Annotated in this window: 23 protein-coding genes and 5 tRNA genes; 11 read left to right on the top strand and 17 right to left on the bottom strand. The window is 62.6% G+C overall.

All coding sequences use genetic code 11. The features are described 5' to 3' along the window. Window positions 1–28 precede the first annotated feature (28 nt). From BN1137_RS01505 to BN1137_RS01515, 3 genes are all read right to left on the bottom strand, one after another. Entirely contained in the window at window positions 29–424 is a 396-nt protein-coding gene (locus BN1137_RS01505) for a (R)-mandelonitrile lyase (RefSeq protein ID WP_050716911.1), read from the bottom strand. A 132-nt stretch (window positions 425–556) separates the two neighbouring features. Then, window positions 557–1606: an NAD(P)-dependent alcohol dehydrogenase gene (locus BN1137_RS01510; RefSeq protein ID WP_198150577.1), complete on the bottom strand. Its 1050-nt coding sequence runs from the start codon at window positions 1604–1606 to the stop codon at window positions 557–559. Between the two features lie 311 nt (window positions 1607–1917). Then, window positions 1918–2811, bottom strand: a complete 894-nt coding sequence (locus BN1137_RS01515) for a LysR family transcriptional regulator (protein ID WP_050716913.1) — start codon at window positions 2809–2811, stop codon at window positions 1918–1920. A 180-nt stretch (window positions 2812–2991) separates the two neighbouring features. Between BN1137_RS01515 and BN1137_RS01520 the strand changes: the two genes are divergently transcribed. After that, window positions 2992–4425 carry a glycoside hydrolase family 1 protein gene (locus BN1137_RS01520; protein ID WP_050716914.1) on the top strand — a complete coding sequence of 478 codons (1434 nt, stop codon included), beginning with the start codon at window positions 2992–2994 and terminating at the stop codon, window positions 4423–4425. A gap of 142 nt (window positions 4426–4567) precedes the next feature. On the opposite strand, the gene BN1137_RS01525 is transcribed toward BN1137_RS01520, so the two are convergent. After that, the gene (locus BN1137_RS01525; protein ID WP_050716915.1) at window positions 4568–5326 is read right to left on the bottom strand and encodes an SDR family NAD(P)-dependent oxidoreductase; all 759 of its coding nucleotides are present in this window, start codon (window positions 5324–5326) and stop codon (window positions 4568–4570) included. Window positions 5327–5453: 127 nt separating this feature from the next. Between BN1137_RS01525 and BN1137_RS01530 the strand changes: the two genes are divergently transcribed. After that, complete coding sequence (locus BN1137_RS01530; RefSeq protein ID WP_050716916.1) at window positions 5454–6377, top strand: LysR family transcriptional regulator; 924 nt, start codon at window positions 5454–5456, stop codon at window positions 6375–6377. Here the strand turns inward: BN1137_RS01530 and BN1137_RS01535 are convergent. Next, window positions 6357–7367, bottom strand: coding sequence for a helix-turn-helix transcriptional regulator (locus BN1137_RS01535; RefSeq protein WP_050716917.1), 1011 nt, complete (start codon window positions 7365–7367; stop codon window positions 6357–6359). The genes BN1137_RS01530 and BN1137_RS01535 overlap by 21 nt on opposite strands. Before the next feature lie 230 nt (window positions 7368–7597). Between BN1137_RS01535 and BN1137_RS01540 the strand changes: the two genes are divergently transcribed. From BN1137_RS01540 to BN1137_RS01550, 3 genes are all read left to right on the top strand, one after another. After that, the gene (locus BN1137_RS01540; RefSeq protein WP_050716918.1) at window positions 7598–9634 is read left to right on the top strand and encodes a glycoside hydrolase family 3 protein; all 2037 of its coding nucleotides are present in this window, start codon (window positions 7598–7600) and stop codon (window positions 9632–9634) included. Between the two features lie 197 nt (window positions 9635–9831). After that, window positions 9832–10677, top strand: a complete 846-nt coding sequence (gene nfo / locus BN1137_RS01545; protein WP_050716919.1) for a deoxyribonuclease IV — start codon at window positions 9832–9834, stop codon at window positions 10675–10677. 52 nt (window positions 10678–10729) lie between these two features. Next, the gene (locus tag BN1137_RS01550; RefSeq protein ID WP_050716920.1) at window positions 10730–11740 is read left to right on the top strand and encodes a Gfo/Idh/MocA family protein; all 1011 of its coding nucleotides are present in this window, start codon (window positions 10730–10732) and stop codon (window positions 11738–11740) included. Window positions 11741–11846: 106 nt separating this feature from the next. Here BN1137_RS01550 and BN1137_RS01555 read toward each other — a convergent pair whose 3' ends face one another. Then, window positions 11847–12746, bottom strand: coding sequence for a LysR substrate-binding domain-containing protein (locus tag BN1137_RS01555; RefSeq protein WP_050716921.1), 900 nt, complete (start codon window positions 12744–12746; stop codon window positions 11847–11849). Window positions 12747–12848: 102 nt separating this feature from the next. Here BN1137_RS01555 and BN1137_RS01560 point away from each other — a divergent pair, with 102 nt between their 5' ends. The 4 genes from BN1137_RS01560 (at window position 12849) to BN1137_RS01575 (ending at window position 17239) form a co-directional block, all read left to right on the top strand. Continuing rightward, window positions 12849–13829 (top strand): TDT family transporter, encoded by a 981-nt coding sequence (locus tag BN1137_RS01560; protein ID WP_050717127.1) that lies wholly within the window; start codon window positions 12849–12851, stop codon window positions 13827–13829. A gap of 184 nt (window positions 13830–14013) precedes the next feature. Next, window positions 14014–15003: a lauroyl-Kdo(2)-lipid IV(A) myristoyltransferase gene (lpxM, locus tag BN1137_RS01565; protein ID WP_050716922.1), complete on the top strand. Its 990-nt coding sequence runs from the start codon at window positions 14014–14016 to the stop codon at window positions 15001–15003. A gap of 152 nt (window positions 15004–15155) precedes the next feature. Then, window positions 15156–16151, top strand: coding sequence for an LpxL/LpxP family acyltransferase (locus BN1137_RS01570; RefSeq protein WP_050716923.1), 996 nt, complete (start codon window positions 15156–15158; stop codon window positions 16149–16151). A gap of 227 nt (window positions 16152–16378) precedes the next feature. Next, window positions 16379–17239 (top strand): PA4780 family RIO1-like protein kinase, encoded by an 861-nt coding sequence (locus BN1137_RS01575; RefSeq protein ID WP_050716924.1) that lies wholly within the window; start codon window positions 16379–16381, stop codon window positions 17237–17239. A gap of 124 nt (window positions 17240–17363) precedes the next feature. Here the strand turns inward: BN1137_RS01575 and BN1137_RS01580 are convergent, their stop codons facing one another. After that, window positions 17364–18242 (bottom strand): pirin family protein, encoded by an 879-nt coding sequence (locus tag BN1137_RS01580; protein ID WP_050716925.1) that lies wholly within the window; start codon window positions 18240–18242, stop codon window positions 17364–17366. A gap of 54 nt (window positions 18243–18296) precedes the next feature. Further along, complete coding sequence (locus BN1137_RS01585; protein WP_050716926.1) at window positions 18297–19175, bottom strand: hypothetical protein; 879 nt, start codon at window positions 19173–19175, stop codon at window positions 18297–18299. 182 nt (window positions 19176–19357) lie between these two features. Here BN1137_RS01585 and BN1137_RS01590 point away from each other — a divergent pair, with 182 nt between their 5' ends. Next, entirely contained in the window at window positions 19358–21778 is a 2421-nt protein-coding gene (locus BN1137_RS01590) for a DNA polymerase II (protein ID WP_050716927.1), read from the top strand. Window positions 21779–21969: 191 nt separating this feature from the next. Here the strand turns inward: BN1137_RS01590 and BN1137_RS01595 are convergent. The 7 genes from BN1137_RS01595 to BN1137_RS01625 all read right to left on the bottom strand — a co-directional run bounded on the left by BN1137_RS01595 (window position 21970) and on the right by BN1137_RS01625 (window position 24365). Beyond that, window positions 21970–22046 (bottom strand) — tRNA-Val (locus BN1137_RS01595). Between the two features lie 31 nt (window positions 22047–22077). After that, window positions 22078–22154 (bottom strand) — tRNA-Val (locus BN1137_RS01600). A 33-nt stretch (window positions 22155–22187) separates the two neighbouring features. Then, window positions 22188–22264 (bottom strand) — tRNA-Val (locus tag BN1137_RS01605). 19 nt (window positions 22265–22283) lie between these two features. Further along, window positions 22284–22360, bottom strand: a tRNA-Val gene (locus BN1137_RS01610). Window positions 22361–22371: 11 nt separating this feature from the next. Further along, a tRNA-Val gene (locus BN1137_RS01615) sits at window positions 22372–22448 on the bottom strand. A 183-nt stretch (window positions 22449–22631) separates the two neighbouring features. Beyond that, window positions 22632–24011 (bottom strand): MATE family efflux transporter, encoded by a 1380-nt coding sequence (locus BN1137_RS01620; RefSeq protein ID WP_050716928.1) that lies wholly within the window; start codon window positions 24009–24011, stop codon window positions 22632–22634. A gap of 147 nt (window positions 24012–24158) precedes the next feature. Continuing rightward, a complete protein-coding gene (locus tag BN1137_RS01625; RefSeq protein ID WP_050716929.1) occupies window positions 24159–24365 on the bottom strand; it encodes a YaeP family protein in 207 nt (68 codons plus the stop codon). Window positions 24366–24501: 136 nt separating this feature from the next. Between BN1137_RS01625 and BN1137_RS01630 the strand changes: the two genes are divergently transcribed. Beyond that, window positions 24502–25113 carry a riboflavin synthase gene (locus tag BN1137_RS01630; protein ID WP_050716930.1) on the top strand — a complete coding sequence of 204 codons (612 nt, stop codon included), beginning with the start codon at window positions 24502–24504 and terminating at the stop codon, window positions 25111–25113. 140 nt (window positions 25114–25253) lie between these two features. Here BN1137_RS01630 and BN1137_RS01635 read toward each other — a convergent pair whose 3' ends face one another. Beyond that, on the bottom strand, window positions 25254–25457 hold the full coding sequence (locus BN1137_RS01635; RefSeq protein WP_017412080.1) for a CPXCG motif-containing cysteine-rich protein: 204 nt from the start codon (window positions 25455–25457) through the stop codon (window positions 25254–25256). A 404-nt stretch (window positions 25458–25861) separates the two neighbouring features. Beyond that, on the bottom strand, window positions 25862–26521 hold the full coding sequence (gene hxpB / locus BN1137_RS01645; protein WP_050716932.1) for a hexitol phosphatase HxpB: 660 nt from the start codon (window positions 26519–26521) through the stop codon (window positions 25862–25864). Window positions 26522–26600 lie beyond the last annotated feature (79 nt).

Here is a 26600-nt window from a genome sequence, read left to right on the forward strand (position 1 = left end):
GCGCCATTCCCTGGCACTGCGCTATTTTTCAGGCGAGGTACAGGGCCTCAGTGACCTGCTCGGCAAAATCGGCGGTCTTGCCCTCTTGCTGTTCCTGAATGGCGATATGGGTCATGGCGGTGGTGGCCGTGGCGCCGTGCCAGTGTTTCTCTCCCGGCGCTATCCAGACCACGTCCCCGGGTCGGATGTGACGGGCGGGCTCGCCCCACAGCTGGATCAGGCCACAGCCGGCGGTGACGATCAGGGTCTGACCCAGGGGGTGGACATGCCAATGGGTGCGGGCACCGGGCTCGAAGGTGACGCTGACCCCGAGGGCGCGGGCCGGAGCATTGGCCGCAAACAGAGGACCGACCCGTACCCTGCCGGTGAAGTAGTCGCTTGGGCCCTGGCTGGAGGCTTGTGAGCCGCTGGATTGAATAAGCATGATGCTCTCCTGTTAGATGGGTTGGGCCGCGCCTGCGGGCAAGCGTCGGCCACGCCGGCCAGGATGGTGGCCGGAGAAGGGATGGTGGTTTGGGTGGCGGTGCGGGGAGCCGCACCGCCAGCGCGGGCGAGATCAGCCCTTGAGTGATGCCATATCGATGACGAAGCGGTACTTGACGTCACTCTTTAGCATGCGCTCGTAGGCATCGTTGATGCCCTGGATGGCGATGGTCTCCACGTCGGCGGTGATCTTGTGCTGACCGCAGAAATCGAGCATCTCCTGGGTCTCCTTGATGCCACCGATGAGGGAGCCCGCCACCGACTTGCGACCCATGATGAGGGGTACCGTATTCAGCATGGGGTTGAGATCGCCGAGGTAACCGACTAACACCAGGGTGCCGTTGATGGCCAGGGCCGGCAGATAGGGGTTGAGATCGTGCACATAGGGCACGGTATCGATGATGAGATCGAATTTTCCCTTCACCGCCGCCATCTGTGCAGCCTGGCTGGAGATGACCACGTGATCGGCGCCGAGCCGGTGGGCGTCTTCTTCCTTGCCGGGGGAGCGGGTAAACAGTGTGACCTCGGCCCCCAGTGCACTGGCGAGTTTCAACGCCATGTGACCGAGGCCGCCAAGGCCGATGACGGCAACCTTGCTGCCCGGGCCTGCCTGCCAGTGGCGCAGGGGCGACCAGGTGGTGATGCCGGCGCACAGCAGGGGCGCCGTGCCCGCCAGCTCCAGCCCATCGGGAATGTGCAGCACAAACTTGTCCGAGGTGACGATCTGCTCCGAATAGCCGCCATAGGTCGTGCTGCGATCCTGCCTGTCGACACCGTTATAGGTCAGGGTGGGGAACTGCTCGCAGAACTGCTCCAGCCCCTGCTCACAGGGGGCACAGTGCTGGCACGAATCGACCATACAACCGACGCCGACCCTGTCCCCCGCTTTGAAACGGGTCACGGCGCTGCCGACCCGGCTCACCCGGCCGATGATCTCGTGACCCGGCACCATGGGATAGTGGCTGTTGCCCCAGTCGTTGCGGGCGTTGTGCAAGTCCGAGTGGCAGACACCGCAATATTGGATCTCGATCACCACATCATCGGCGCGAGGCTCGCGTCGCTCGAAGTGGAAGGGCGCCAAGGGCACCTGGGCCGACTGGGCGGCATAGCCGAGTACTTTCATCGCCATATTCCTCGTCTGATCTTGGGGCTGTGGCCCCGCCGTGGTGTGAAGGCTGTGCAGGCACAGCCGGATGTGCCCATGGAGTGTCGATGCCAAGGCCGGATCCCTCAAGTGCGTTGGGACGATATTCCGTGCGGGCCTCCGGCGGCTGAGACATTGGAGCGGGAGTCAGTGTAGCGGCTGCGTGTCGCGCCGATTAGCCGGCGCAGTGCGCATGGGTCTATGAGAGGGATTCATCAATGTCGCAATGGATCTGGAATGACCGGGCGACGGAGAGGGGTAGATAGTGGGCGAGCGGCATCGAGAGGGGCTTATCGCCCCTGCGCCGCGTCTTCGCTGAGTTCCGGGTCCCCCAACTCGGCCACCGTCTGCCAGAAGGCGTCGATGAGCGGGTTGTTGCTGTGGGGCGGGCGGGTGAGACCGATGATCCAGCTCGCCTCGGGCTCGGTGAGGGGCAGGGTGACAACGTTCGGGTGCTCTATGGTGGTGGAGGAGGGTACCAGGGTCCAGGCAATGCCCGCCGCCGCGGTGGCGATGCCGGCGGCGAAGTCATTCACATACTGGATATCGCGAAAACGTAGCCCGCTCTGGGCCAGATAGTGGACGAACTGATCGTGAAAAGAGGGGGCCTTGTCCCGGCGCAGGATGGCGAGCGGCTTGCCCACCAGATCCCCAAGCCCCTTCACCCCGGCGTAACTGGCGGGCAGCACGGCGATGAAATGGGCGCGCACCACCGGCAGAAAGTGCCAGCCCTTGGGGGCGGGCAGGCGGCAGAAGCCGAGATCCAGTTTGCCCTCGGCCAGCGCCAGCAACTGGTGATGGGTCGACAGATCGTTGAGCTCTATGCCGACCTCGGGTCGTTCGGCCCGAAAGCGGGCGATGGCGGCGGGTACCAGCAGCTTGGTGGCGACCCCAAAGCCGATGCGCAGGGTGCCGCCGTTGCCGGCCAGCACGTCGCGGGCGGTGCGGCCGAGCTGCTCGCTCTGCGCCACCAGCGCGCTTGCCTCCTCATAAAGCGCACGGCCGAGCAAGGTGAGCCGGGTGCTGCTGGCGTTGCGCTCGAACAGCTCGCCGCCAAATTCCGCCTCCAGTCGCCGGATCTGTTTGCTTAGCGCCGATTGGGTGATGTGCTGGCGCGCCGCCGCCTGGCCAAAGTGCAGCACCTCCCCCAGGGTGACGAAGGCCTTCAAGTCTCTCAGCTCCATCTTTCCTCTCTCTATCTCGCTTTCATTCCTGTTTGGAATGTTGAATGGCCAAAATTGTCATTGGACGGAATTCTAGAACTGTTCGATGCTTGTGCCAATTCATTCAGGGTGCCGGGGTCAGTTCGGCATCCACCCATTCGAGGTGGCTCGGGCCACGTTCAGCAGAAGGAGACAAGCCAGATGCATCACCACAAATTCAACGACTTCCCCGCCAATTTCCTGTGGGGCGCCGCCTCCGCCGCCTATCAGGTGGAAGGGGCATGGGACGCCGACGGCAAGGGTCCCTCGGTGTGGGATCAGTTCACCAAGCTGCCGGGCAAGACTTTCCAGGGCAGCAACGGTGACGTGGCCGTCGATCACTATCATCGGGTGGAAGAAGACGTGGCGCTGATGGCCGAGATGGGGCTCAAGGCCTATCGCTTCTCGGTGAGCTGGCCGCGCATCTTCCCCACCGGCCGTGGCGAGGTGAACGAGGCCGGGCTTGCCTTCTACGAGAAACTCATCGACAGCCTGATCGCCCACGGCATCGAACCCGTGCTGACCCTCTATCACTGGGACCTGCCCCAGGCGCTGCAGGACGAATACGGCGGCTGGGAAGACAGACGCATCATCGACGACTTCGAGCACTACTGTGTGACCCTGTATCAGCGCTTCGCTGGCAAAGTAAAATACTGGGTTTCGCTAAATGAACAGAATTATAACCTGACAAATGCCTATCAGTTGGGGACTCATCCGCCCGCAGTGCAGGACCGTAAACGCTTCTTCGCCGCCAATCACATCGCGTTTCTGGCCAATGCCCGGGTCATCAAGGCGTTCCGCCAGCATGTACCGGGTGGCCTCATAGGCCCGAGCTTCGCCTATTCGCCCGCCTATCCGGCTTCCTGCGATCCCAAAGACATGCTGGCGTTCGAAAATGCCGAGGAGTTCACCAACCTCTGGTGGCTGGATGCTTACTGCTTCGGCCGCTACCCCCAGGCGGCGCTCGCCTACCTGCGGGAAAATGGCGAGGCGCCAGAGATCCTGCCGGGGGATCTGGAGCTCTTGCGCGAAGGCACGCCGGATTACATCGGGGTGAACTACTACTACACCCTGACCTTCACCGACAACCCGCTCGGTGGCCAGACCCTGCAGCGCATCAACACCACGGGCCAGAAGGGCACTACTCCGTCGAGCGGCATTCCCGGTCTCTACAAGACGGCGCCCAACCCGCAACTGGAGACCAGCAACTGGGACTGGGCCATCGATCCCACCGGGATGCGCATCGCCCTGCGCCGCCTCTCGTCCCGTTACGGCCTGCCGCTGATGATCACCGAGAACGGCCTCGGCGAGTTCGACAAGCTCACGGCAGACGGCAAGGTGCACGATGACTACCGCATCGCCTACCTGCAAAGCCACCTGAAAGCCTGCCAGGAAGCGATGCAGGACGGGGTCGAGCTGCTCGGCTACTGCGCCTGGTCGTTTACCGACATCCTGAGCTGGCTCAACGGCTACCAGAAGCGCTACGGCTTCGTCTATGTGGACAGGGACGAGCAGGGCGGATCCCTGCGCCGGATCAAGAAAGACAGCTTCCACTGGTATCAGTCGGTGATCGCAAACGGTGGCAAGAGGCTGTAGCCCTCGTTTCATCTGGGCGGCTATGCCGCCCACCCCCTATGCAAAGGCCCCCTCAGATGAGGGGGCCTTTCGTTTTACCGCCGTGCCCCTGTCGGGCGCCGACGGTGTGCGGATCTGATCATGTGCGGCGCAGGACTGGGCACTAGATAAACATGCCGCCGGAGGCCTCGATGCGCTGGGCGTTGATCCAGCGGTTGTCGGCAGAGAGCAGTGAGGCGATGACGCCGCCGATGTCATCGGGCTGGCCGACCCGGCCGAGCGCGGTCTGGCTTGCCACGAAGTCGTTGAGCGCCGGATTGTCACGCACGGCGCCCCCGCCAAAATCGGTCTCGATGGCGCCGGGTGCCACCACGTTGACCGCGATGCCCCGTGGGCCCAGCTCTTTGGCCAGATAGTGGCTGAGCACTTCGATCCCCCCCTTCATGGCCGCATAGGCGGCGTAGCCGGGCAGGGCGAAGCGGGTGAGACCAGTGGAAAGGTTGACGATGCGCCCGCCATCCGCGATGAGGGGCAACAGCTTCTGGGTCAGGAAGAAGGTGCCCTTCAGGTGGATATTGAGCAGGGTGTCAAACTGCTGCTCTGTGGTCTGCTCGAAGCTGGCGTGGATGCCGATGCCGGCGTTGTTGACCAGGAAGTTGAACTGCCCGCGCTGCCACTCCCGTTGCAGCAGTTGCTGCACCTGATCTGCGAAGGCAACAAAAGAGGCGCTGTCGGCCACATCGAGCGCCAGGGCGTGAGCCTTGACCCCGAGGGCCTGGGCTTGGGCCACCACGTCGGCAGCCTCTGCAGCCTGACTGCGGTAGGTGATGATGAGATCGACGCCCTTGGCCGCGAGGGCGAGGGCGCTGTGTTTGCCAAGGCCGCGGCTGGCGCCGGTGATGAGGGCGATAGGTCTGGTCATGGGGTGACTCCAGTCTAGGGAATGAGGAGCTCGAGGCGAGCCGACAGAGTCACTGTATTATCCCTTTCATGAGGGATAAAGATGGCGATAATGAATGCACTGTTCCGTTTGAAGAGACAATCACGCCATGGATCAACTGGATGAGATGAGGCTGTTCGTGCGCGTCGCCGAACTCGAAAGCTTCAGCCGCAGCGCAGAGCAACTGGCCATCCCCAAGGCGACGCTCTCGGCGGCCATTCGCCGGCTGGAGGAGCGGATGGGCACCCGCCTGCTGCAGCGCACCACCCGGCGGGTGCAGCTGACCACAGATGGCCAGCTCTGCTATGCCCGCTGCCGGGATCTGCTGGCGGACATGGAGGAGTTTGGTGGTCTGTTTCGCCAGGAGGGGCAGATCTCGGGTCAATTGAGAGTCGACATGCCAAGCCGGATGGCCCGTCATCTGGTGATCCCGGCGCTGCCCGCCTTGCTGGCCGCCCATCCCGACTTGCAGCTGATGCTGAGCAGCACCGACCGGCGAGTCGACTTGGTGCGCGAGGGCTTTGACTGCGTGGTGCGGGTCGGAGCGCTGGAGCCCTCCAGCCTGGTGGCACGTCCCCTCGGTCAGTATCGCCAGATCAACTGTGCCAGCGCCGGCTACCTTGCCGCCCACGGGCTGCCCCAGAGCCTTGCCGACTTGGCAGGGCATCGGCTGGTGCACTACGGCACCGGGCTCGGGCGCGGCGAACCCGGATTTGAGTACTTGGGCGAGGATGGCCGCCCCGCGACGCTGCCCATGACGGTGAGCCTCACGGTCAACGACAGCGAATCCTATCTCGCGGCGGCGCGGGCCGGGCTTGGCATCATCCAGATGCCGCGGGTCGGGGTGGAGGCGCTGCTGGCCAGCGGCGAGCTGGTGAGCATCCTGCCCCAGTGGCAGGCGCCGCCGCTGCCCATTCATGCGCTCTATGCTCATCGCCGTCAGCTGGCCCCCAGAGTCCAGCTGTTCATTCACTGGCTGGCCGGCTTGTTGGCCGATGCGCAGGAGGTGGATTCAGAGCCGGTAGCGCTGTGAGCGGTATTGGCTCGGGGATTGGGCGAAGGCCTCCTTGAAGAAGCGGGTGAAGCTGCTCTGGCTGGCGAAACCGAGCCGCCCACCCACCTCCTGTAGCTGCAGGCTGGGGTCCTGCAGCAGGCGGCACGCCTCTTCTCTTCTGACCTGATCCAGCAGCGCCGAGAAGTGGCAGCCCTCCTCGCGCAGGTGGCGATTGAGGGTCCAGCGGGTCAGCTTGAGGGTATCGCAGATGCCGCTCAGCAGGGCCTGCGGCTCGCCGCCATCTTGCCAGAGGGTGCGCCGGATCAGCGCAAGCACTTGCTCGCGATAGTGGCTGGGGGGACGCAGCAGGCTCATCTGGTTGCCAAGTTCTCCCAGCAGCATGGGTTGCAGCGCCAGGTTGTGGCTGGCATAGGGCATGTCGAGCAAGGCGGCGGGGAAGCGCAGCTGATAGCCATCCCCCTGGCGCAGCCGCCCTCCCAGCCAGGCCGCCAGCTCGCGCCACAATCTGGGGCGCACCGGGGTGGGCAGCACCAGCTGGCCCTCTCCCGGGTGGTAGAACTGGAGCAGGGCATAGAGGTGACAGAGGTTGGCCAGGCTGCTCATGGCGATCACGTCAGGGTGATCGGAATCTGAGTAGTAGCTGAGGCGGGCCAGCCCGTCTTCCTCCTGCAGCAACAGTCTGTCGCACTCGCCGATGAGCGGGCGAAAGGAGAGGAAAAAATGCAGCGCCTGGCGCAGGGTGGCGGCGTTGCAGCACAGGCTCGCCAGTGGCAGATAGTCGGCAAACAGCCCCGTCAGCGAGGGGGGCGCCCAGTTGTGGGCCAGATCCGCATAAGGGGCGACCTGGGCCAGCAGCCGAAAGTGGCGCGGCGCATCGATCCGGCCCTGGGGGAGCTGCAACTCCTCCTTGGCAATGCCGGCTCCCTGCAGCAGTAGGTCCGGATCCCGTCCCTGTCTCTGCCAGTGGTACATGCAGTGCAGGGCGATCCGGTTTGAGACAGTTTTCACGACGAAATCCTTGTCGACGATGGCCCTCCATCATCGGCCAGCCGCTGGAAATTACCGTGAGCCAGGTTCCTCTTAATGTTTCAGATTTGTAACCAAGGGTAACCCTGCAAGCCTTTTCACAGTTTTGAACACTGCTCCCAACCGACAAATTCCTGCTCCCGGCAGGCAAGTGGGGCGGGCGTGTTTTGCATAGAGTGGCCGGACCTACACACACAAGGAAGGTCACAATAATGAAATACCACCGTCTCGCCCTGACCCCACTCGCCCTGGCCATCGGTGCCCTGCTGCTGACGGGCTGCAACGGCAACGACTCCAGCCCCAAACCCACCCAGCCCAGCCTGGGACACCGCACCGTCAGCCTGCTCGAACAAGATGGGCTGCAGTTCAAGGATCTGGATGGCAGCGGCACTCTCACCCCCTATGAAGACTGGCGCCTCGGCGCCGCCGAGCGGGCCCGGGATCTGGTGGCGCGGCTCAGCCTGGCCCAGAAGGCGGGCCTGATGATGCACGGCACCCTGGTACTGGACGGGGAAGGGCGAATCGACCAGAGCGCCATGGACAAGATGCTGAAGACCGACGGGGTCAACACCTTCATCACCCGCATGGCGGGCGATCCGGCGGCCATTGCCGAGGACAACAACCGTCTGCAGGCCCTGCTGGAAGGGGTGGGGCTCGGCATCCCCATGACCGTCAGCACGGATCCCCGCAACCATTTCACCCATGATCCGAAGGCCACCAGCGTCGGCGCCGACGCCTTCTCCCAGTGGCCGGAAACCCTGGGGCTGGCCGCCATCGGTGACGCCGCCCTGGTGCAGCGCTTCGGCGATATCGCCCGCCAGGAGTACCGCGCCGTCGGTATCCACGAGGCACTCTCGCCCCAGGCGGATCTCGCGACCGAGCCACGCTGGGGGCGCATCAACGGCACCTTCGGCGAGAACAACCTGCTGGCTAAATCCCTGGTCAAGGCCTACATCGAGGGCTTCCAGCAGGGGGACAAGGGGATAGGCAAGGAGAGCGTGATCACAGTCGTCAAGCACTTCGCCGGGGCCGGCCCCCAGAAGGACGGGCTGGATGCCCACAACCCCTGGGGCAAGGAGCAGGTCTATCCGGGTGGCCAGTTCGCTTATCACCTGGTGCCGTTCGAGGGCGCCTTCGAGGCCAAGGTGGGGGCCGTCATGCCTTACTACGCCCTGCCAGAGGGACTGACCTATGAGGGCCAGGCCATCGAGGAGGTGGGCTTTGGTTTCAACCGCCAGATCATCACCGACCTGCTGCGCGGTCACTTCGGCTTCAGCGGCGTGGTATTGAGCGACTGGGGCATCATCAACGATTGCGATACCCGTTGCGAGGAGGGGCTGAGCCAGGCGCAGGTGGATGCCGGCGTCAGTCCCTGGAGCGTGCCCTTTGGCATGTCCTGGGGGGTGGAGAAGCTGACTAAGGCCCAGCGCTACGCCAAGGCCATCGCCGCCGGGGTGGATCAGTTTGGTGGGGTGGAAGATCCGGCCCCCTTGCTGGCCGCCGTGCAGAGCGGCCTGGTGACGGAAGCGGCGGTGACCTCGTCGGCGACGCGGATCCTCGAGCAGAAGTTCGAACTGGGGCTGTTTGAAAACCCCTATGTGGACACTCAGGCGGCGGTCGCCCTGGTGGGCAAGGCCGAGTTCCAGCAAGAGGCACAGGCTGCCCAGGCGGCGGCCCACGTCCTGCTCAAGAATGAGGGCGCCCTGCTGCCCCTCAAGGCCGAGGGCAAGCGAGTTTACCTGCTCAACGTCAATGCCGAGGTGGCAACTGCCAACGGCTATACGGTGGTGACGGATTTGGCCGAGGCGGATCTCGCTATTGCCCGGGTCAATGCGCCGGGTGAGCAGGATCCCCGCTTCCCGTTTGGCAGCATCCACTTCGGTCAGCTCGGCTTTGCCAGCAGCGATCAGGTGGTGCAGGAGACCGCCCACGAGGGGGTCTATCACGGCGCGGACGACCTGGCGGCCATCCAGACCATAGAGCAGGCTGGCGTGCCGCTGGTGCTCTCGGTCTATCTGGACAGACCCGCCATCCTGACCGAGGTGGCACCGGCCGCCCAGGTGCTGCTGGCCAACTTCGGCGCCCTGGATCAGACCCTGTTCGATGTGATCAGTGGCAAGGCCAAGGCCCGTGGCAAGCTGCCCTTCGAGCTGCCCTCCAACTGGCAGGCGGTGCTGAACCAGGCCTCGGACGTGGCGAGCGACTCGGTCAATCCCCTCTATGCCTATGGCGCAGGGCTGGCTTATTGAGCCTCCAGGGATCACGACATGATGAACAAGGCGCCTGCGGGCGCCTTTTCTATGGCAGCTATCTAAGATACCGGTTTGGCGCAAGGGGCAGGCTTGGGCATAATGGCGCCCCACAGCGGCAACGTCAGGTGCCTTCTCGTTCGTTGCGAATGCGCAGGCAAGCGGATGCTGCCCGCCAACAGTGCAGAGGAGATCTTATGAAATTTATCGGTGCCCACGTCAGTGCGGCCGGCGGGGTGGAGAACACCATCGCCCGCGCCCAGGCTATCGGGGCCAATGCCTTCGCCCTGTTCACCAAGAACCAGCGCCAGTGGCAGGCGGCGCCCTTGTCAGAGGCCAGCATTCGCGCCTTCAAGCTGGCCTGTGACAAGGCGGGCTTTCGCCCCGAGCAGATCCTGCCCCACGACAGCTACCTCATCAATCTGGGGCATCCCGACCCCGATGCGCTGGCCAAGTCCCGGGATGCCTTCCTCGATGAGATGAAGCGCTGCGAGCAGCTCGGGCTCTGTTACCTGAACTTCCATCCCGGCAGCCATTTGAAGCAGATCCCGGAAGCCGTCAGCCTGAAACTGGTGAGCGAGTCCATCAACTGGGCACTGGAGCGCAGCCAAGGGGTGAGCGCCATCATAGAGAACACCGCCGGCCAGGGCACCAATCTCGGCTGGTCGTTCGAACATCTCGCCACCATCATTGACGGCGTGGAAGACAAGAGCCGGGTCGGGGTCTGTTTCGATACCTGCCATGCCTTCGCCGCCGGCTATGATCTGCGAACCCCCGAGAGCTGCGCCCAGGTATTTGCGGATTTCGATCGCATCGTCGGCTTTGAGTATCTGAAAGGGATGCATATCAACGGCGCCAAGTGCACCTTCGGCAGCCGGGTGGATCGCCACCACAGCTTGCAACAGGGCAACCTCGGCGAGGCGGTGTTCCACCACATCATGAACGACGCCCGCTTCGATGGCATTCCACTGATCCTCGAGACCATCGACGAGTCCATCTGGGCAGATGAAATCCGCTGGCTGCGTAGCCTGACCAAGGCGTAACAAACTCGCCAAGGCGTAAGGTCACGGTCAGGACATTCAACAAGGAAACAAGATGCAAGCAAAGGGAAAGACAGCGCCACTGCGCTGGGGAATCGCCGGCGCGGGGGCCATTGCCCGACGATTCTGCCGTGACGTCAACCAGCATGGGGCCTTGGGGCAGGTGGTGGCGATCGCCGCCCGGGATCAGAGGCGGGCGCAGATCTTTGCCGACGAGCAAGGCCTGCCGCTTGCCTTTGGCAGCTATCAGGCACTGGCACAGAGCCTCGAGGTTGACGCCGTCTATGTGGCGGTGATCCACCCACAGCATGCTGCCCTGATCAAAGAGATGTTGCTGGCGGGCAAGCACGTGCTGGTGGAGAAACCGGCGGTGACCCGGCAGGAGGATTGGGATGCCCTAGTGGCGCTCGCCCATGAACGGGGTCTCCTGCTGCTCGAAGCCATGAAGGTGATGTGCTTCCCCGCCATGCGCACCCTGCTTGCCCGTTTGCCTGAATTGCCTGGCCCCCTGTCCCTGCGCGCGGCCTTCGGCTCGGTGCAGCCCCGCGAGGGCAAGCTGTTCGATCCTGCCCTGGAGGGGGGCGCCGCCTGGGATGTGGGGGTCTATCCGCTCTGGCTCTATGCCGCCTTTTGCAGGCAGTTGGGGCTGGAAGCTGGCGAGCCCGAGGTGCTTCTGCAGCGCTCGCCCGGGGAGGTAGATTTGAGCGCAGACTTTGCCTTCGACGGGGCGATCAGGGCCGAGCTGGGCGCTTCCATCATAGAGGATCTGGACAAGGCCGCTTACCTGAGTGGGGAGTGGGGCGGTGAGCCCTGGACCCTGATCATCGAGGGCAAGTGGTGGAATCCGCAAGGGGTGCGCTGGCTCTCGGGGGCGCCTGACGCCACCTGGGCGCAGGAGATCTGCGAGCCGGTAGCAGGAGGTGGTATGCAGCACGAGGCGGATCACTTCGCCCACTGCGTTGCCGAAGGTCTGCTGGACTCTGCCTGGCTGCCCCAGGCCCTGACCCGTCAGGTGCTGGGCTGGGTCGAGGGAGGGCTCTCGTCCGCTCCCGACGAAAAAGCGTGATCAGCCGATCGGGTGTTGGCTTGATCAATTGAGGGCGCCGCGGCGCCCTCAGTCATTGATGCAAGGCGGCACCCGCGCTGCGGCTTACCTTTGCCGCGCCATGGCATCACGCCTCGGAAGGTTGGGGGAGCTGCTGATGGCGGCAAAATGCCAGGAAGCGGCGCAGCGAGGCGGAGTGGTACTTCTGCTTGTGCCAAACGAGGGAGAGCTGGCGCGGGAAGCGGCGGCTCGGGGTCAGCGCCACTAGGCGACCGCACTGCAGCCGGTCCGAGACCGCGAGGCGGGAGATAAAGGAGAGGCCGAGGCCATGCTCCACCGCCAGCATCACCGCCTCCAGGGTGTTGAGCTCGAGCCCGGCCTGCCAGCGCGGCAATTTGGGCTGGATCTGTTGCTCAAACTGCTCGCGGCTGCCGGATTGGGGCTCGCGCAGCACCCAGGTCTCGCCGCCGAGCTGACCGAGGGGCAGCTCCAGTCGTCCCGCCAGCGGATGATGGGGCGGTGCGACGATCAGCATCTCATCCTCGAGCCAGGGCTCGCTCACCAGATCCGGGTGATGGTTCTCCCCCTCGATCAGCGCCAGATCCAGTTCGAAGTTGGCCAGGGCGTGGCACAGGATATGGGTGTTGGCGATGGTCACTCTGGGCGGCAATCCCAGCTCACTCGCGCTGTCTGCCAACAGGCTCGGCAGCAGGTAGTTGCCGATGGTCTGGCTGGCACCGAGCCGCAGCTGGCCGCTCGGCTCGGCATCTGGGCGAAACAGCTGCTCTATCTCCTGCATCCGGGTCAATAGCTCCTCGGCGGCCGGTTGCAGCAGGCGTCCCTCGTTGTTGAGCTGCAGCCTGGGGTGGACACGGTCAAACAGCGGGGTGGCGAGCTGGCGCTCCAGCTCCTGCAACGACTGGGAGACGGCACCCTTGCTCAGGAAGAGCTCGTTGGCCGCCAGCCCCAGGTTGCCGTGGCGGGCGATGGTGGCGAACACCTTGAGTTGTTGCAGGGTCAGCTTCATGTGTTTAGTTTTCCTTAACGCTTAATTCAATTCATTTAGATATCGTAAACGATAGAGCCCCATTATCCTATGCCCATCGTCACCAAGAAGAGGGTATCAGACATGATTGCAAGAACCCGTCGCTCACTGGCCTCTGCCCCGACCCCCATGGCCGGGCTGGCCCTCGGGATTGCCAGTCTCGGCTGGTGCTGGGAAAACGCCGGTCAGTTTGATGGCCGCCTGCAGTTGCTGGGAGGTGCCATCGCCGCCGTGCTGCTCCTGATCCTCACCTTCAAGTTTGTGTTGCACCCGCGTCTGCTGTGGCAGGATCTCGCGCACCCCGTGGTCGGCAGCGTGGTACCGACCTATGCCATGGGCACCATGGTGGTCTCCAAGGCGGTGGGTCTCTTGGCGCCGGCCCTGGGGCAGGGGCTCTGGCTGTTTGGGGTGATCCTTCACCTCTTGTTCCTGGCCACCTTCATCTGGCACCGTGCCAAGGCGTTCGAGCTCCATCACATGGTGCCGAGCTGGTTCGTGCCGCCGGTCGGGATCATCGTCGCCGACGTCGCCTATCCGGGTGGCCCCTTCGCCGAGCTGGCCAACGTCCTGCTCTGGTTTGGCATGATCTGCTATGGTCTGATGCTGCCGCTGATGCTCTATCGCCTCATCTTCAGCCATGAGGTGCCGGACGCCGCCAAGCCGACTATCGCCATCCTGGCCGCGCCCGCCAGTCTGTCGCTTGCCGGCTACCTGACCGTGAGCGAGGATCCGTCGTTGCTGCTGGTGGCTACCCTGCTCGGGATCGCCATCCTGATGACCGGCATCATCTACCTGGCCTTCATCAAGCTGTTGCGTCTGCCGTTCTCGCCGGGCTTTGCCGCCTTCACCTTCCCGCTGGTGATCGGTGCCACCGCGCTGTTCAAGGTGGCTCACCTGCTGGCACAGTGGCCAGAGGGGGCTCACTATGCCGAGCAAGTCAGCCAGCTGGCTCACCTCGAGCTCGGTGCGGCCACCCTGATCGTCGGCTATGTGGCGCTGCGTTACCTGATGTTCTTCTTGCCGCTGGGGCCGCGTTCACTGGGGGATCAACTGGTACACCGTTGAGCCACAGAGTGGTGCCAAGTCTGGCCAAGCCAAGTTTGATCTGAGCAACAAACACCCCGCCTTGCGGGGTGTTTGGCTTGGGCGCTATGATGGGGCGCGTATTCAGGCGACATTAAGGTCGCTTTAACTGGTAATACCTGTCAGGATTGCCATAATTGCCCATTTTCATGACTTGATTGTATCCATGTCCTCCCAAGATCCTGTGTTTGACTCCTCCTTTCAGTCCCGTCTGCTGCACCCACGTTACTGGTTGAGCTGGCTGGCCCTCGGCGCCCTCTGTGTGCTCGCTTACGTGCCGCCGCGCTGGCGCGACAAGCTGGCGGATGCCCTGGCGCCGCTGGTGCTCAAGATCTCGAAAAAACAGGTGTATATCGCCAGAACCAACCTCGCCATCTGCTTTAAAGAGAAAAGCGAGGCCGAGCGTGACGCCATCCTGATGACCTCCATTCGGGTCGGCCTCAAGAGTCTGCTCGGTTTCGGCGAATTCACGGTGCGCAGCCCCGCTTACCTGATGCAGCGCATCCAGGTGAGCGGCTGGGAATACATCGAAGCGGAGCAGGCCGCTGGCCGACCGGTGATCCTGGTGGTGCCTCACAGCTGGCCCATCGACGCGGCCGGTTACTACTTCTCCCAACAGGGTGTGCCCATGTGCACCATGATGAAGAGCGCCCGCAATCCGGTGTTCGACTGGCACATCAACCACGAGCGGGCCAAGAACGGCTGCCGGGTCTATGAACGTAGCGCCGGCATCAAGCCGGTGATCAAGGCGGTCAAGTCCGGCCTGAGCTTCTTCTACCTGCCGGATCAGGATCACGGCCGCGAGGCGAGCATCTTTGCTCCCTTCTTCAATTACCCCAAGGCGACTCTGCCGGCGCTGCCGCGCTTGGTGAAGCTGACCGGCGCCAAAGCGGTACCTGTGCTGGCCTGCTATGACGAGGCGACCCACTGCTACCGACTGGAGATAGAGGCGCCCTTCGCCGATTACCCAAGCAACGATCTGCTGGCCGACACCTGCCGCATGAACGATTGCGTCGAGCAGCAGCTGACCCGCCACCCGGGACAGTACATGTGGTTCCTCAAAATCTTCGATACCCGTGAGGATCAGGAGGGGGAAGACGGCCTCTACGAAGAGGGGATCCGTCGCATCCGCAAGGGACTCTCTCCCCATTCCTGAACCCCAACTTAACCCAAAGTTGCAAATGGCCCCAAGTGGGCCATTATTTATTTCTAACTAGTCTGATCAGTGACTTGGCGCGGGCCCTTGCGGGCTCCAGGGTAGAAATAAATGTCAGGATCACTAAAATAACCCTCTGTTTTGATGATTCGATGGCGACTATGTCCGCACAAGATCCGGTGTTCGACACCTCATTTCATCCCGGTCTGCTCAACCCACGCTGGTGGGGGAGTTGGCTGGCACTCGGCTTGCTGTTCCTGCTGGCCTGGATCCCTGCTCGTTATCGGGATCGGCTGGCCGATGGGGTGGCCCCCATGCTGCTGCGCTACTCCAAAAAGCAGGCCTATATCGCCGAGACCAATCTCAAGATCTGCTTCCCCGAACTGGACGAGGCCGGGCGCGAGGCCCTGTTGCTCAAGTCCATCCGCACCGGCCTCAAGACCTTCATGGGCTTTGGTGAGCTCACCTGGCGCAGCAAGGCGTTTCTCAAGGGGCGTATCAAGGTGCGCGGCTGGGAGCATATTGCCGCCGAGCTGGCCGCCGGTCGCCCCATGATCCTGGTGGTACCCCACACCTGGGCGGTGGATACCATAGGCCGTTACCTGACCGATGAGGGGGTGCCGATGTGCACCATGATGAAGAGCCCCAAGGATCCGGTGTTTGACTGGTACATCAACCGCGAGCGCAGCAAGGGTGGCCGGGTCTATGAGCGCAGCGTCGGCATCAAGCCGGCCATCAAGGCACTGCGCGCCGGTGACAGTTTCTTCTACCTGCCGGATCAGGATCATGGCCGGGAGGCGAGCATCTTCGTGCCCTTTTTCGGCCACCCCAAGGCGACCCTGCCTGCGTTGCCCAAGCTGGTGAAGCTGACCGGTGCCAGCGCGGTGCCCATCCTTGCCTGCTATGACGAAGATGAACACTGCTATCGGTTGGAGGTGGAGCCCCCCTTCGACCCTTATCCCACGGCGGATCTGGTGGCGGACGTCAACACCATGAACCGTATGGTGGAGCAGCAGCTTGGCCGCTTCCCCGAACAGTACATGTGGTTTCTCAAGATCTTCGAGACTCAGGAACATCAGGAGGGCGAGGAGGGTTTCTATGAGGAGGGGATCCGGCGTGTTCGGCGGGGGCTGCCACCCGAGCCTTGAACCGGCAGTCCACCGGTGGGTTGTGTTGTCCGCGGGGCTTTCATAGCGTGGGCATGATAAAGGCTCGTTTGTCCCCTGTTAATGTGCCGTCCTGCCGAGTCGGGCCGGGGCTTGCAGGGGATCCTGGCGCAGCAGGAAGGGAAGAGAGTAAAGCAGGCTGATGGCGGGCACGCTCGTGCTACGCAAACAAGGTGCAAACAAGGTGCAAATAAGGTAAAAGGGCGGTCATGAAAATTCCAAATCGAATCCAACCTCTGGTTGATGACGGCCTGGTCGACGATGTCATCAGCCGGCTGATGAGCGGCAAAGAAGCCGACGTCTATGTAGTGCGCTGCGGCGACGAGATCCGCTGCGCCAAAGTCTATAAAGAGGCGAGCAAACGCAGCTTCAAACAGGCCGTGGTCTATCAGGAAGGGCGCAAGGTACGCAACAGCCGCAGCGCCCGCGCCATGGAGAAGGGTTCCAAGTACGGTCGCAAGCAGCACGAAGAGGTGTGGCAGAACACCGAGGTGGACGCCCTGTTCAAGCTGGCCGCCGCCGGTGTGCGGGTGCCTCAGCCCTATGTCTGCCTGGACGGTGTGCTGCTGATGGAGCTCATCACCGACGAAGATGGCAATGTGGCGCCGCGTCTGAACGATGTGGCACTCACCGCCGAGCAGGCCCTCATCGATCACGCCAAGGTGATCCGCTACGTGGTGCGCATGCTCTGCGCCGGCCTCATTCACGGGGATCTCTCCGAGTTCAACGTGCTGGTGGACCAACATGGTCCCGTCATCATCGATCTGCCCCAGGTGGTGGATGCCGCCGCCAACAACCAGGCCAAGGCGATGCTGGAGCGGGACGTCAACAACATGCGCAACTACTACGGCATGTACGCCCCCGAGCTGCTCAAGACCCGTTATGCCAAGGAGATGTGGGCGCTGTTCGAAGATGGCAAACTCAGCCCGGAATCCGAGCTGACCGGCCTGTTCGAGGAGAGCAGCGAAGCCATCGATCTCAGTGCGGTGCTGCACGAGATCGAGAGTGCGGAGGAGGAGGCGATGGAACGCCGTGCCCGCTTGAAGGCCGAGCAGGAAGAAGAGTTCTGATGATGGATGGAGGCGGGCGCATTGCCGCTCCGCCTTAACCTTCTCGCATAAAAAAGAGCGCCATTGGCGCTCTTTTTTATTTGGGACCCGCAGTTGGATTGACGTGGCACCATGCTCGCCGGGATCAGAGCCCTGCCAAGGGCGGGGCAATAAGCCGCGGCCCAACGTAGCCGATAACCTCACCGAAACGGGGATGGCCGCTTTCCCAATCCAGGGCCGCGGTGCGGATGGCGTCTCTATCGAAGCTCACGAAGTTCCACCATATCTGCAATGGCTGCGCCAGGGGCTCACCGCCAATCAACAGCAAACGGGCGCCCTTGGTCAGCGTCACTTCCACACTTGATGTTCCCGGCGGCAGATAGATCAGCTGCTCGGCGGCGAGGGGCTCCCCGGCGATGCTTACCTGGCCCTGCAAGGCGAGCAGGCCGTGTTCAAAACCCGGGGCCAGCGTCAGTCGCACTGTTTGGGTCTGCTCGGCATACAGATCTAGCCCCAGGATGGGGGAGAAGTGCAGGGTAGGGGCCTGGCGCCCCTGATACTCCCCAATCAGCAGAGTCAGGTTGATCTCGCCCTCCTGCCAGCGCGGCAGCTCAGGGTAGTGATCAAAGCGCGGCTCGGTATCCTGACTGCGCTCTGGCAGCGCAATCCAGAGCTGGGCGGCATGCAGGTCGGGGTGGCCCGCCACCGACTCTTCGGTGTGGGCGATGCCGCGTCCGGCGGTCATCAGATTGACCTGACCCGGGCGGATGACCTGCTCACTGCCGAGGCTGTCACGGTGTAATATTTCACCTTCCAGCATCCAGGTGAAGGTTTGTAGGGAAATATGAGGATGTGGACCTACATTCATCCCCTTGGCGCCCGGGGCAAAGCGGGTCGGTCCTATGTGATCGAGAAAACACCAGGGACCTATGGTGCGACGCTCCTTGACCGGAATGGCGCGGGCCACCGGGATCCCGCCCACGTCGGTGAGGCGGGAAGCAATGCGTTGCCACTGTTGTTCCATCTTGTGCTCCTTGAAAAATACGAGTGAAAAGGATGTATGACGACCGCCGCCGGGTTAGCGGCGGCGCATCGCCGGGAAGCTTCGCATGGGGGGGGCCATTCGCTGGGGCATGCTGGGCCTGCTCATCGGGCTGGCGAGGGTGCTCGGCAGATGAGGCCTGGGGGCCACCCCATTATTGATCCTGGGTTGGGCCGAGGGAGTCCAGCTGCCGCCTGTCTTGGGCAGGGTCGTGGGCCGCAGCGCCCCGTTATCGGTCTTGGGCAGAGTGGAAGGCAATAGCATCCCGTTATCGGTCTTGGGCAGAGTGGAAGGCAATAGCATCCCGTTATCGGTCTTGGGCAGAGTGGAAGGCAATAGCATCCCGTTATCCGTTTTGGGCCGAGTGGAAGGTAGCAGGGTTCCATTATCGGCCTTGGGCAAGGTTGTGGGCAGCGTTGCCGGCAGCAAGGCGCCGTTACCGACCCCGGGATGGGATCCCTCCTTGTAGTCCAGCGGCGAGCGAGGCGTGCGGTCGGGATTGCTGACACTGGGGCGCAGCTTGCTGTTATCGCGTAGCGCCTGTTTCTGCTCGGGTGACATCGCATTCCAGCGGGTGGCGAAATCCCCCCGCAGGGCGGCGAGATCCGCCTGGCCATGGTTATCCTGCCAGTTGTGGAACTTGTCTTTGATCTCTTGCTGGCGATCCGCATCGAGCCCGTTCCACCACTTCTTGATCAGCTCGTCGAAATCCCCTTCGTGGTCACAGCACCAGGGGTAGTAGTGGTCCCAGTAGTTGAAGTAGTCGTCATACCACCAGGGGTAGGCGCCATAGTGGCTGCCGTAATAGCCGCCGACACTGGTGCCCGTGCTGGCACCGACGCCGATGGACGAGGAGTCGCTGCTACAGGCGCCAAGGCCCAGGGCCAGCAGGGGAACAAGCAGGGTGATACGCATCTTGGCTCCACTCCGGTGAAATGACGCAATAAGCTGATGATAAAGTAAATATGCACCAATCCGGCGCCAGATGGCAGGGCCAGAGCCGATAAAGCGGCCCCTGTCAGCTACCAGCAAGAATTGCAGCCAAGCACTGTATGAACGTACAATAGTGCCATCTCAAACCCCAACCGTTAGCCTGCATGACTCTCTCCCAGCCCAGCGTTCCCGCCAGCCCCCCCCTCGATGGTTTCATCCTGACCCGTCACGGGCGAGACGTGCGTAGCCATGGTGGGCAGGCAGGTCGCACCGAGATCGTGATGTGGCTCTGGAGCGAGCAGGGGCCGGTGCGGCTGGTGGTGCCGGGGCAGGAGCCGGTGTTCTTCCTGCCCGAGCGCCACATGCCGGAGGCGGCCGAGCTGTTCAAGGGCGCCGGGGTAAGCGGCCGGTTCAGGCGCCTGCCCATGCACACCTTCGATGGCCGTGCCGTGGTGGGCTGTTATTTCCCCACTCTGAGCGCCTTTCACCGCGCCATCGAGCTCTTGCTCATTCGTGGTCTCGAGCACTTCGAGGCAGATATCCGGTTGCCGGAGCGCTATCTGATGGAGCGTTTCATCACCGCCGGGGTGCGCTTTGGCGGCAAGGCGGCGAAGAAGGGCGGCAAACAGGGCTATTGGGAGGTCAACGAGGCGCGCTGCGCGCCTCAGGCGGTGACGCCAAGCCTCTCCTGGGTGTCGCTGGATGTGGAGTGCGCCATGGACGGGGCCCTCTTCTCCATCGGGCTCTATAGCGAGCAGGATGCGCGGGTCATCATGATAGGGGTCCCCGAGGCGGACTCCGAAACGTGGGAAACAACTATAGAGTGGGTGGCCGATGAGAGCGCCCTGCTTGGCGCGCTGGAGGCCTGGTTCAACCGCCACGATCCGGACTTGGTGATCGGCTGGAACGTGGTGAATTTTGACTTTCGCCTGCTGCTGCGCCGGGCCGAGCTCAACAAGCGGCGACTGCGCCTCGGCCGGGGCCGTGAGCTCTGCTTCTGGCGATCATCGCGCAATGATCCTCAGACCGGCAATGTCATCATCCCGGGCCGAATGGTGCTGGACGGCATCGATACCCTCAAAAGCGCCACCTGGCAGTTTGCCAGCTACAGCCTGGATTCGGTGGCAAGCGAACTGCTAGGCCGTGGCAAGGACATCGAGGATGTGGCAAACCGGGGGGAGAAGATCACCGAGCTGTTCCACTCGGACAAAGAAGCGCTGGCCCGCTACAACCTGGAAGACTGCAAGCTGGTGTGGGAGATCTTCGATCATTGCCACCTCATCGCCTTTGCCATCGAGCGCGCCTCCCTCACCGGGTTGGAGCTGGACCGGATCGGCGGCTCGGTGGCCGCCTTCACCAATCTCTATCTGCCAAGGCTGCATCGCGGCGGCTATGTGGCCCCCAACCTGCCCGCCGACGGGGGGCTCGCGAGCCCTGGCGGCTATGTGATGGACTCCAAGCCCGGCCTCTATCGCCACGTGCTGGTGCTGGATTTCAAGAGTCTGTATCCCAGCATCATTCGCACCTTCTGCATCGATCCCATGGGACTGGTGGAGGGCCTGCAACAGCCCAATACCGCTGTTCCCGGCTTTCGCGGCGCCATGTTCTCTCGTACCAGGCACTTCTTGCCGGATCTTATCGCCACCCTCTGGGCGGCGCGAGACAGGGCCAAGGCGGCCAAGAACAAGGCGCTCTCCCAGGCCATCAAGATCATCATGAACTCCTTCTACGGGGTGCTGGGCTCGGGGGGCTGCCGCTTCTACGATCCCAGGCTGGCCTCCTCCATCACCCTGCGCGGTCACGGCATCATGCAGCAGACCCGGGAGTGGATAGAGGGGCAGGGCTATGAGGTGATCTACGGCGACACCGACTCCACTTTCGTTCACCTGAACCGGGCCGTGGCCCCGGAGGAGGCAGACGAGATCGGCAAGCGACTGGCGAAGATGATCAACGAAAACTGGATGATGCTGATCAAGACGGAATTCAATCTGCCCTGTTACCTCGAGATCGAATACGAGACCCACTACCGCCGCTTCCTGATGCCTACCATTCGTGGCCTGGAGAAGGGCAGCAAGAAGCGCTATGCCGGTCTGGTGGGCGAGGGCGAGGGGGAGCATCTGGTGTTCAAGGGGCTGGAGACGGTGCGCACCGACTGGACGCCGCTCGCCAAGCAGTTCCAGACCCGGCTCTACGAGCTGGTATTTCACGACGAGGATCCCAGCGGCTATGTGCGCACCATGGTGGACGAGACGAGAGCCGGCCTGCATGACGAGCTGCTGATTTACCGCAAGCGGCTGCGCCAAAAACTCGAGGAGTATCAGAAGAACGTGCCACCCCACGTGCGGGCGGCGCGGCTGGCGGACGAGGAGAACTTGCGCCGCGGTCGCCCCCAGCGTTATCAGCACAGGGGCAGCATCGCCTACCTGATCACGGTGGCGGGGCCCGAGCCGCTCGAATACAGGCGCAGTGCCATCGACTACGAGCACTACATCGATAAGCAGATCAAGCCCATCGCCGACGCCATACTGCCGTTTATCGGCGAGTCGTTCGAGCGGATCTGCGGCCAGCAGCTGGATCTGTTCTAGCCCGCTGCAGTGACCGGAATGACCAGACGCGGCAAGTGTGAAAAGAAGAGTGAACTGTAGGTTGGGGAGAGCAGTGGTGAGAACGACTTAGGGGGGAGGCGAGATCATGCAGGTAGAAACTTGTTTCCTCTCCCGGCAACTGCCGAGCGCTGAAATGCAAAAAGCCCGCGATGAAGCGGGCTTTTCAAATCTGGTGCGTCCTAGTGGATTCGAACCACCGACCCCCACCATGTCAAGGTGATGCTCTAACCAGCTGAGCTAAGGACGCAGGGTGCGCTATGCGGCTTTTTTGCGATAAGTGGTGGGTTTAATTGGATTCGAACCAACGACCCCTACCATGTCAAGGTAGTGCTCTAACCAACTGAGCTATAAACCCACATCTGCAATCTTATCAAACTATTAACTGTTATGGTGCGTCCTAGTGGATTCGAACCACCGACCCCCACCATGTCAAGGTGATGCTCTAACCAGCTGAGCTAAGGACGCATAACAGTGTTTTTCGTGATGGTGCGTCCTAGTGGACTCGAACCACCGACCCCTACCATGTCAAGGTAGTGCTCTAACCAACTGAGCTAAGGACGCATCACGAAAAGTGGTGGGTTTAATTGGATTCGAACCAACGACCCCTACCATGTCAAGGTAGTGCTCTAACCAACTGAGCTATAAACCCACTTTTCATCACGCAAGCGAACACGACGTCGCTGGCGTGGTCGGCATACTACCCATGCCCCCCAAGGCTGTCAACAAGGGACATGCACAAAGGAGACTGTTTGCCCAGTTCTTGTGCAGCCTGTTGATTTTGCAGGCGAGGTGTCGATAAAGCGCGCCTCGCAGCGTCGCTTGTAGGGCCAGCTTATTGCGCCCGAGAAAGCGCCGTACAGGCCTCGGGGCTCGCGAAGCGGCCATAGATGTAGCGCAGTCGGGTGCCCAGCATCAGGGCGGCGCCAGTCAGGCCGACGATAAAGCCCACCCAGAAGCCTTGCGGGCCCATGCGTGGCACCAGCCAGTCGGTCAGCCCCAGGATCATGCCGGTGGGCAGTCCCAGTCCCCAGTAGGCGACGATGGTGACGTAGAAGATCGCCTTGGTGTCCTTGTAGCCGCGCAGGGCCGCGGCCGCGACCACCTGCACCGAGTCGGAGATCTGGTAGATGGCGGCGAAGAACAGCAAGGTGGCCGCCAGGGTGATCACCTGCATGTCGTCGGTGTAGATCCCCGCAATATGCTCGCGCAGCAGCACGGTGAGGGCAGCGGTGCCGGCGGCGACCGCCATGCCGAGCATCAGGCCGGTACGGGCGGCGACGCGGGCGTGGGCTGGCTGACCTTCCCCTATGCTGTGGCCGACTCTGATGGTGACACCTACCCCGATGGAGAGTGGCAGCATAAACACCAAGCTGGAGAAGTTCAGGGCTATCTGGTGGCTCGCCACCGTCTCTGCCCCGAACGGTGCCAGCATCAGCGCCACCACGGTAAACAGGGTCACCTCGCAGAAGATGGCCATGGCGATGGGGAAGCCCAAGCGGAACAGACGCCAGATCCGGCTGCCATTGGGGCGGGCCACGTTGGCAAACAGGTTGATCTTCTTGAAGTGGGAGGAGAACTTCACATAGAGGATCATCGCCAGCAGCATGGCCCACAGCACGATGGCGGTGGCCACGCCGCAGCCGACCCCGCCGAGCTTGGGCATGCCGAAGTGACCGTGAATGAAGACGTAGTTCGCGGGAATATTGACCGCCAGCCCGACGAAGCCGATCACCATAGTGGGCATGGTGTGGGAGAGCCCCTCACTGAAGTTGCGCAGCACCTGGAACAGCACGAAGGCGGGCATACCCCACATGATGGCGTGCAGGAAACCGGTGGTCTTGCCAGCCATGACCGGATCCACGTCCATCAGGTGCAGCGCCATCGGGCTGAAATAGAGCGCCAGCATGGCGAAGGGGATCACCATCAGCGCCAGCCAGAAGCCCTGATGCACGGCCGGGCGCACCTCGTCCCGCTTGCGGGCGCCGTTGAGCTGGGACACGATGGGGGTGAGCGCCATGATGATGCCCTGAGTCAGCAAGATGATCGGCAGCCAGAAACTGGAGGCCACCGACACCGCCGCGAGATCCACGGCGCTGACCTGGCCCGCCATCACGGTATCGACGAAGCTCATGGCGACCTGGGCCACCTGGGCCACCAGAATGGGACTGGCTAGGCGAACGAGTTGCTTCGCCTCGGACCAATAACGTTGCACTGACACCTCCGAATGGATCAGATAAAAAGGGAAAGAACGGGTACTTGAGAGGAGCTTTTGCCTCCCCGGAGCCGGGGAGACAAAGAGCGGGGGTGTCATTCTAGCCTGAAAAACCGCCAACTGGAACCGTTCGCGGGGGTAACGGGATCAGGCGTCTTCGTGATCGCTGATCAGCAGGTTGGCGGCGGCGTAGGCGGCCTGCTCGCGCAAGTCCGCTGGTACTCGTTCGTCCCCTGCCACGGCGTTGAGGGCGCGGATGGTGGCGGCGATGGCGTTCGGTACATAGCCCTGCTCCCCTGAGCCAATCTGGCTATAAGCGATACGAATGGCCTCACAACACTGATATACCTGCATTATTTCATCCTCAGTCGGCAAAGTGCACTGGTCGCCACTATAGCGATCGGGCCCGCGCTTGTCAGCCGGCGTGCTTGTCTTGGCCGGAGCCGGAGGTTAACCTGCCGGGGATTTTTGACACAGCAGGAGACGAGACATGTTCACCGGCATAGTACAGGGCACCGCCGAACTGGTGGCCTTCACCGAGCAGCCCAATTTTCGCACCCATGTGATCCGCATGCCGAGCCTGGCCTGGGGAGAGGGGCTGGCGCTCGGCGCCTCCGTCGCTCATAACGGTTGCTGCCTGACCGTGACCCGGATCGAGGGGGACTTGGTCAGCTTCGATCTGATGCAGGAGACCCTGCGCCTCACCAACCTCGGCGAACTGAAAATAGGGGACAAGGTGAACGTGGAGCGGGCGGCTCGCTTTGGCGACGAAATCGGCGGTCACGCCATGTCCGGCCACATCATGGGCACGGCGGACGTCAGCTCCGTCATCGACACCCCGAACAACCGCCAGGTCTGGTATCGCCTCGACCCCACGCTGATGAAATACGTGCTGACCAAGGGTTATATCGGCATCGACGGCATCAGCCTGACCGTCGGCGAGGTGCGCACCAACGAGTTCTGCGTCAACCTCATCCCCGAGACCCTGGCCCGCACTAACCTCGGCTGGGTCAAGGCGGGCTGGCGCACCAATATCGAGATCGATCCCCAGACCCAGGCCATCGTCGATACTGTGGAGCGGGTACTGGCGGCCCGTGCTTAAGCCGACCTCTCGTTATGGATGCCAAAAGGCCAGCAGATTGCTGGCCTTTTTTACATTTTATAGATCGTTTATTTCGTCAAACGTAAGTCAGGCAGTTCAGCTCACTGCCTTGTGCGAGGCGAAAAGCGAGCCTCGCATCCTTAAAACATCTGCTCGTCGTCCGCATCCACAAACAGCTGCAAGCAGTCGCGGGCCTCGTCCAGATGCAGGCGCAGGTGGATGGGGTTGCAACAGGCCATGCAATCCTCATAGAACTCCTGATCCCCCTGGCTCGCATCGAGCTCGACCCGGGTGTGATGGCCGCAGTGGGGGCAGACGATGCGCTTGCTGGTGTACTCGATCATGATGACCTCCTGGGGCCGACTGGCCGCCTCTTTCCCCTGATTCTAGTCGGCGAGGGGCACCGCGACCGCGAGCGAGCGCACGTTTAGGGCAAGGGTCTGCGGGATCCGGTGTTGGCATTCATCGACCGATCCGGCTGGGCTGCGAGTTCTTGCAGAACGTCAGGTTGAACGTGGGTCTACTGCTGGGAGTCCAGGCCGTTGATTCGTGAGGACAATATAAAAAGCCCCGCATGGGCGGGGCTGATAAACAGAGTCGGCAATGTGGGGGGGCTTAGGCTATCCAGCGTTCCAGCATGGCACTATCCAGCTCGGCCAGGGAGCCGAGCGCATGATCGGCGATGGCGAGGCGGGGATCGCCTACCAATGCCGGGTGCATGGGAACGAGCAGCGCCTCTCACGGTGGCTCAGGCGATCCAGCGATCCAGCATGGCACCATCCAGCTGGGCCAGGGAGCCGAGCTCGTGATCGGCGATGGCGAGGCGGGGATCGCCCACTAATGCTGGATCCGGCACGATCAGCGCCTGCATGGAGGCCGCCTTGGCCGCCAGCAGCCCGGTGAAGCTGTCCTCGATGGCCAGACACTGCACCGGCAAGACCCCGAGCTTCTCGGCGGCGTGGATGTAGACATCCGGGTGCGGCTTGCCAAAGCGCTCCACCTCGGCGGAGTGCACCGCCAGGAAGCGCTCCTTGATGCCAAGTTTGCCGAGCACGGCCTCGACCATGGAAAACGGCGAGGAGGTGGCGAGCCCAATCTTGAGACCGCGGGCCTCCATCAGCACCAACGCCTCCAGCACGCCGGCCTTGGGCTGGCCTTCGCTCAGGATGAGGGCAATCACCTGATCCAGGATGCGCTGCACCACCTCTTCCTGGCTCGGGCCGCTCCAGGGACGAATGCGATACCAATGGGCAACCAGCTGATCGATGCGCACCCCTATGGTGGAGTTGCAGTCTTCCTCGGTGTGGAAGTGGCCAACTTCGGAGAACACGGCCATCTGGGCGCGCTGCCAAAAGGGTTCGGAATCGATCAGGACACCGTCCATATCGAAGATCACGGCAGTTAACATTATCTACTCCTGACAAGGTTGAACGGGGATTATAAGCCGGACGCACAAATGCAACAGGGGCATTTCACTGCCCCTTGCG

Origin of the sequence: Aeromonas tecta, from assembly GCF_000820185.1 — a bacterium.
GTDB lineage: Bacteria > Pseudomonadota > Gammaproteobacteria > Enterobacterales > Aeromonadaceae > Aeromonas > Aeromonas tecta.

Excerpts from the sequence above, each read along its gene's own strand:
- BN1137_RS01580 (WP_050716925.1), bottom strand. The coding sequence starts at position 18,242 with ATGGAACAACAGTGGCAACGCATTGCTTCCCGCCTCACCGACGTGGGC.
- BN1137_RS01575 (WP_050716924.1), top strand. The coding sequence starts at position 16,379 with ATGAAAATTCCAAATCGAATCCAACCTCTGGTTGATGACGGCCTGGTC.
- BN1137_RS01555 (WP_050716921.1), bottom strand. The coding sequence starts at position 12,746 with ATGAAGCTGACCCTGCAACAACTCAAGGTGTTCGCCACCATCGCCCGC.
- lpxM (WP_050716922.1), top strand. The coding sequence starts at position 14,014 with ATGTCCTCCCAAGATCCTGTGTTTGACTCCTCCTTTCAGTCCCGTCTG.
- hxpB (WP_050716932.1), bottom strand. The coding sequence starts at position 26,521 with ATGTTAACTGCCGTGATCTTCGATATGGACGGTGTCCTGATCGATTCC.
- BN1137_RS01570 (WP_050716923.1), top strand. The coding sequence starts at position 15,156 with ATGGCGACTATGTCCGCACAAGATCCGGTGTTCGACACCTCATTTCAT.
- BN1137_RS01540 (WP_050716918.1), top strand. The coding sequence starts at position 7,598 with ATGAAATACCACCGTCTCGCCCTGACCCCACTCGCCCTGGCCATCGGT.
- BN1137_RS01525 (WP_050716915.1), bottom strand. The coding sequence starts at position 5,326 with ATGACCAGACCTATCGCCCTCATCACCGGCGCCAGCCGCGGCCTTGGC.
- BN1137_RS01630 (WP_050716930.1), top strand. The coding sequence starts at position 24,502 with ATGTTCACCGGCATAGTACAGGGCACCGCCGAACTGGTGGCCTTCACC.
- BN1137_RS01505 (WP_050716911.1), bottom strand. The coding sequence starts at position 424 with ATGCTTATTCAATCCAGCGGCTCACAAGCCTCCAGCCAGGGCCCAAGC.
- BN1137_RS01515 (WP_050716913.1), bottom strand. The coding sequence starts at position 2,811 with ATGGAGCTGAGAGACTTGAAGGCCTTCGTCACCCTGGGGGAGGTGCTG.
- BN1137_RS01635 (WP_017412080.1), bottom strand. The coding sequence starts at position 25,457 with ATGATCGAGTACACCAGCAAGCGCATCGTCTGCCCCCACTGCGGCCAT.
- BN1137_RS01560 (WP_050717127.1), top strand. The coding sequence starts at position 12,849 with ATGATTGCAAGAACCCGTCGCTCACTGGCCTCTGCCCCGACCCCCATG.
- BN1137_RS01585 (WP_050716926.1), bottom strand. The coding sequence starts at position 19,175 with ATGCGTATCACCCTGCTTGTTCCCCTGCTGGCCCTGGGCCTTGGCGCC.
- BN1137_RS01550 (WP_050716920.1), top strand. The coding sequence starts at position 10,730 with ATGCAAGCAAAGGGAAAGACAGCGCCACTGCGCTGGGGAATCGCCGGC.
- nfo (WP_050716919.1), top strand. The coding sequence starts at position 9,832 with ATGAAATTTATCGGTGCCCACGTCAGTGCGGCCGGCGGGGTGGAGAAC.
- BN1137_RS01590 (WP_050716927.1), top strand. The coding sequence starts at position 19,358 with ATGACTCTCTCCCAGCCCAGCGTTCCCGCCAGCCCCCCCCTCGATGGT.
- BN1137_RS01520 (WP_050716914.1), top strand. The coding sequence starts at position 2,992 with ATGCATCACCACAAATTCAACGACTTCCCCGCCAATTTCCTGTGGGGC.
- BN1137_RS01625 (WP_050716929.1), bottom strand. The coding sequence starts at position 24,365 with ATGCAGGTATATCAGTGTTGTGAGGCCATTCGTATCGCTTATAGCCAG.
- BN1137_RS01530 (WP_050716916.1), top strand. The coding sequence starts at position 5,454 with ATGGATCAACTGGATGAGATGAGGCTGTTCGTGCGCGTCGCCGAACTC.
- BN1137_RS01510 (WP_198150577.1), bottom strand. The coding sequence starts at position 1,606 with ATGAAAGTACTCGGCTATGCCGCCCAGTCGGCCCAGGTGCCCTTGGCG.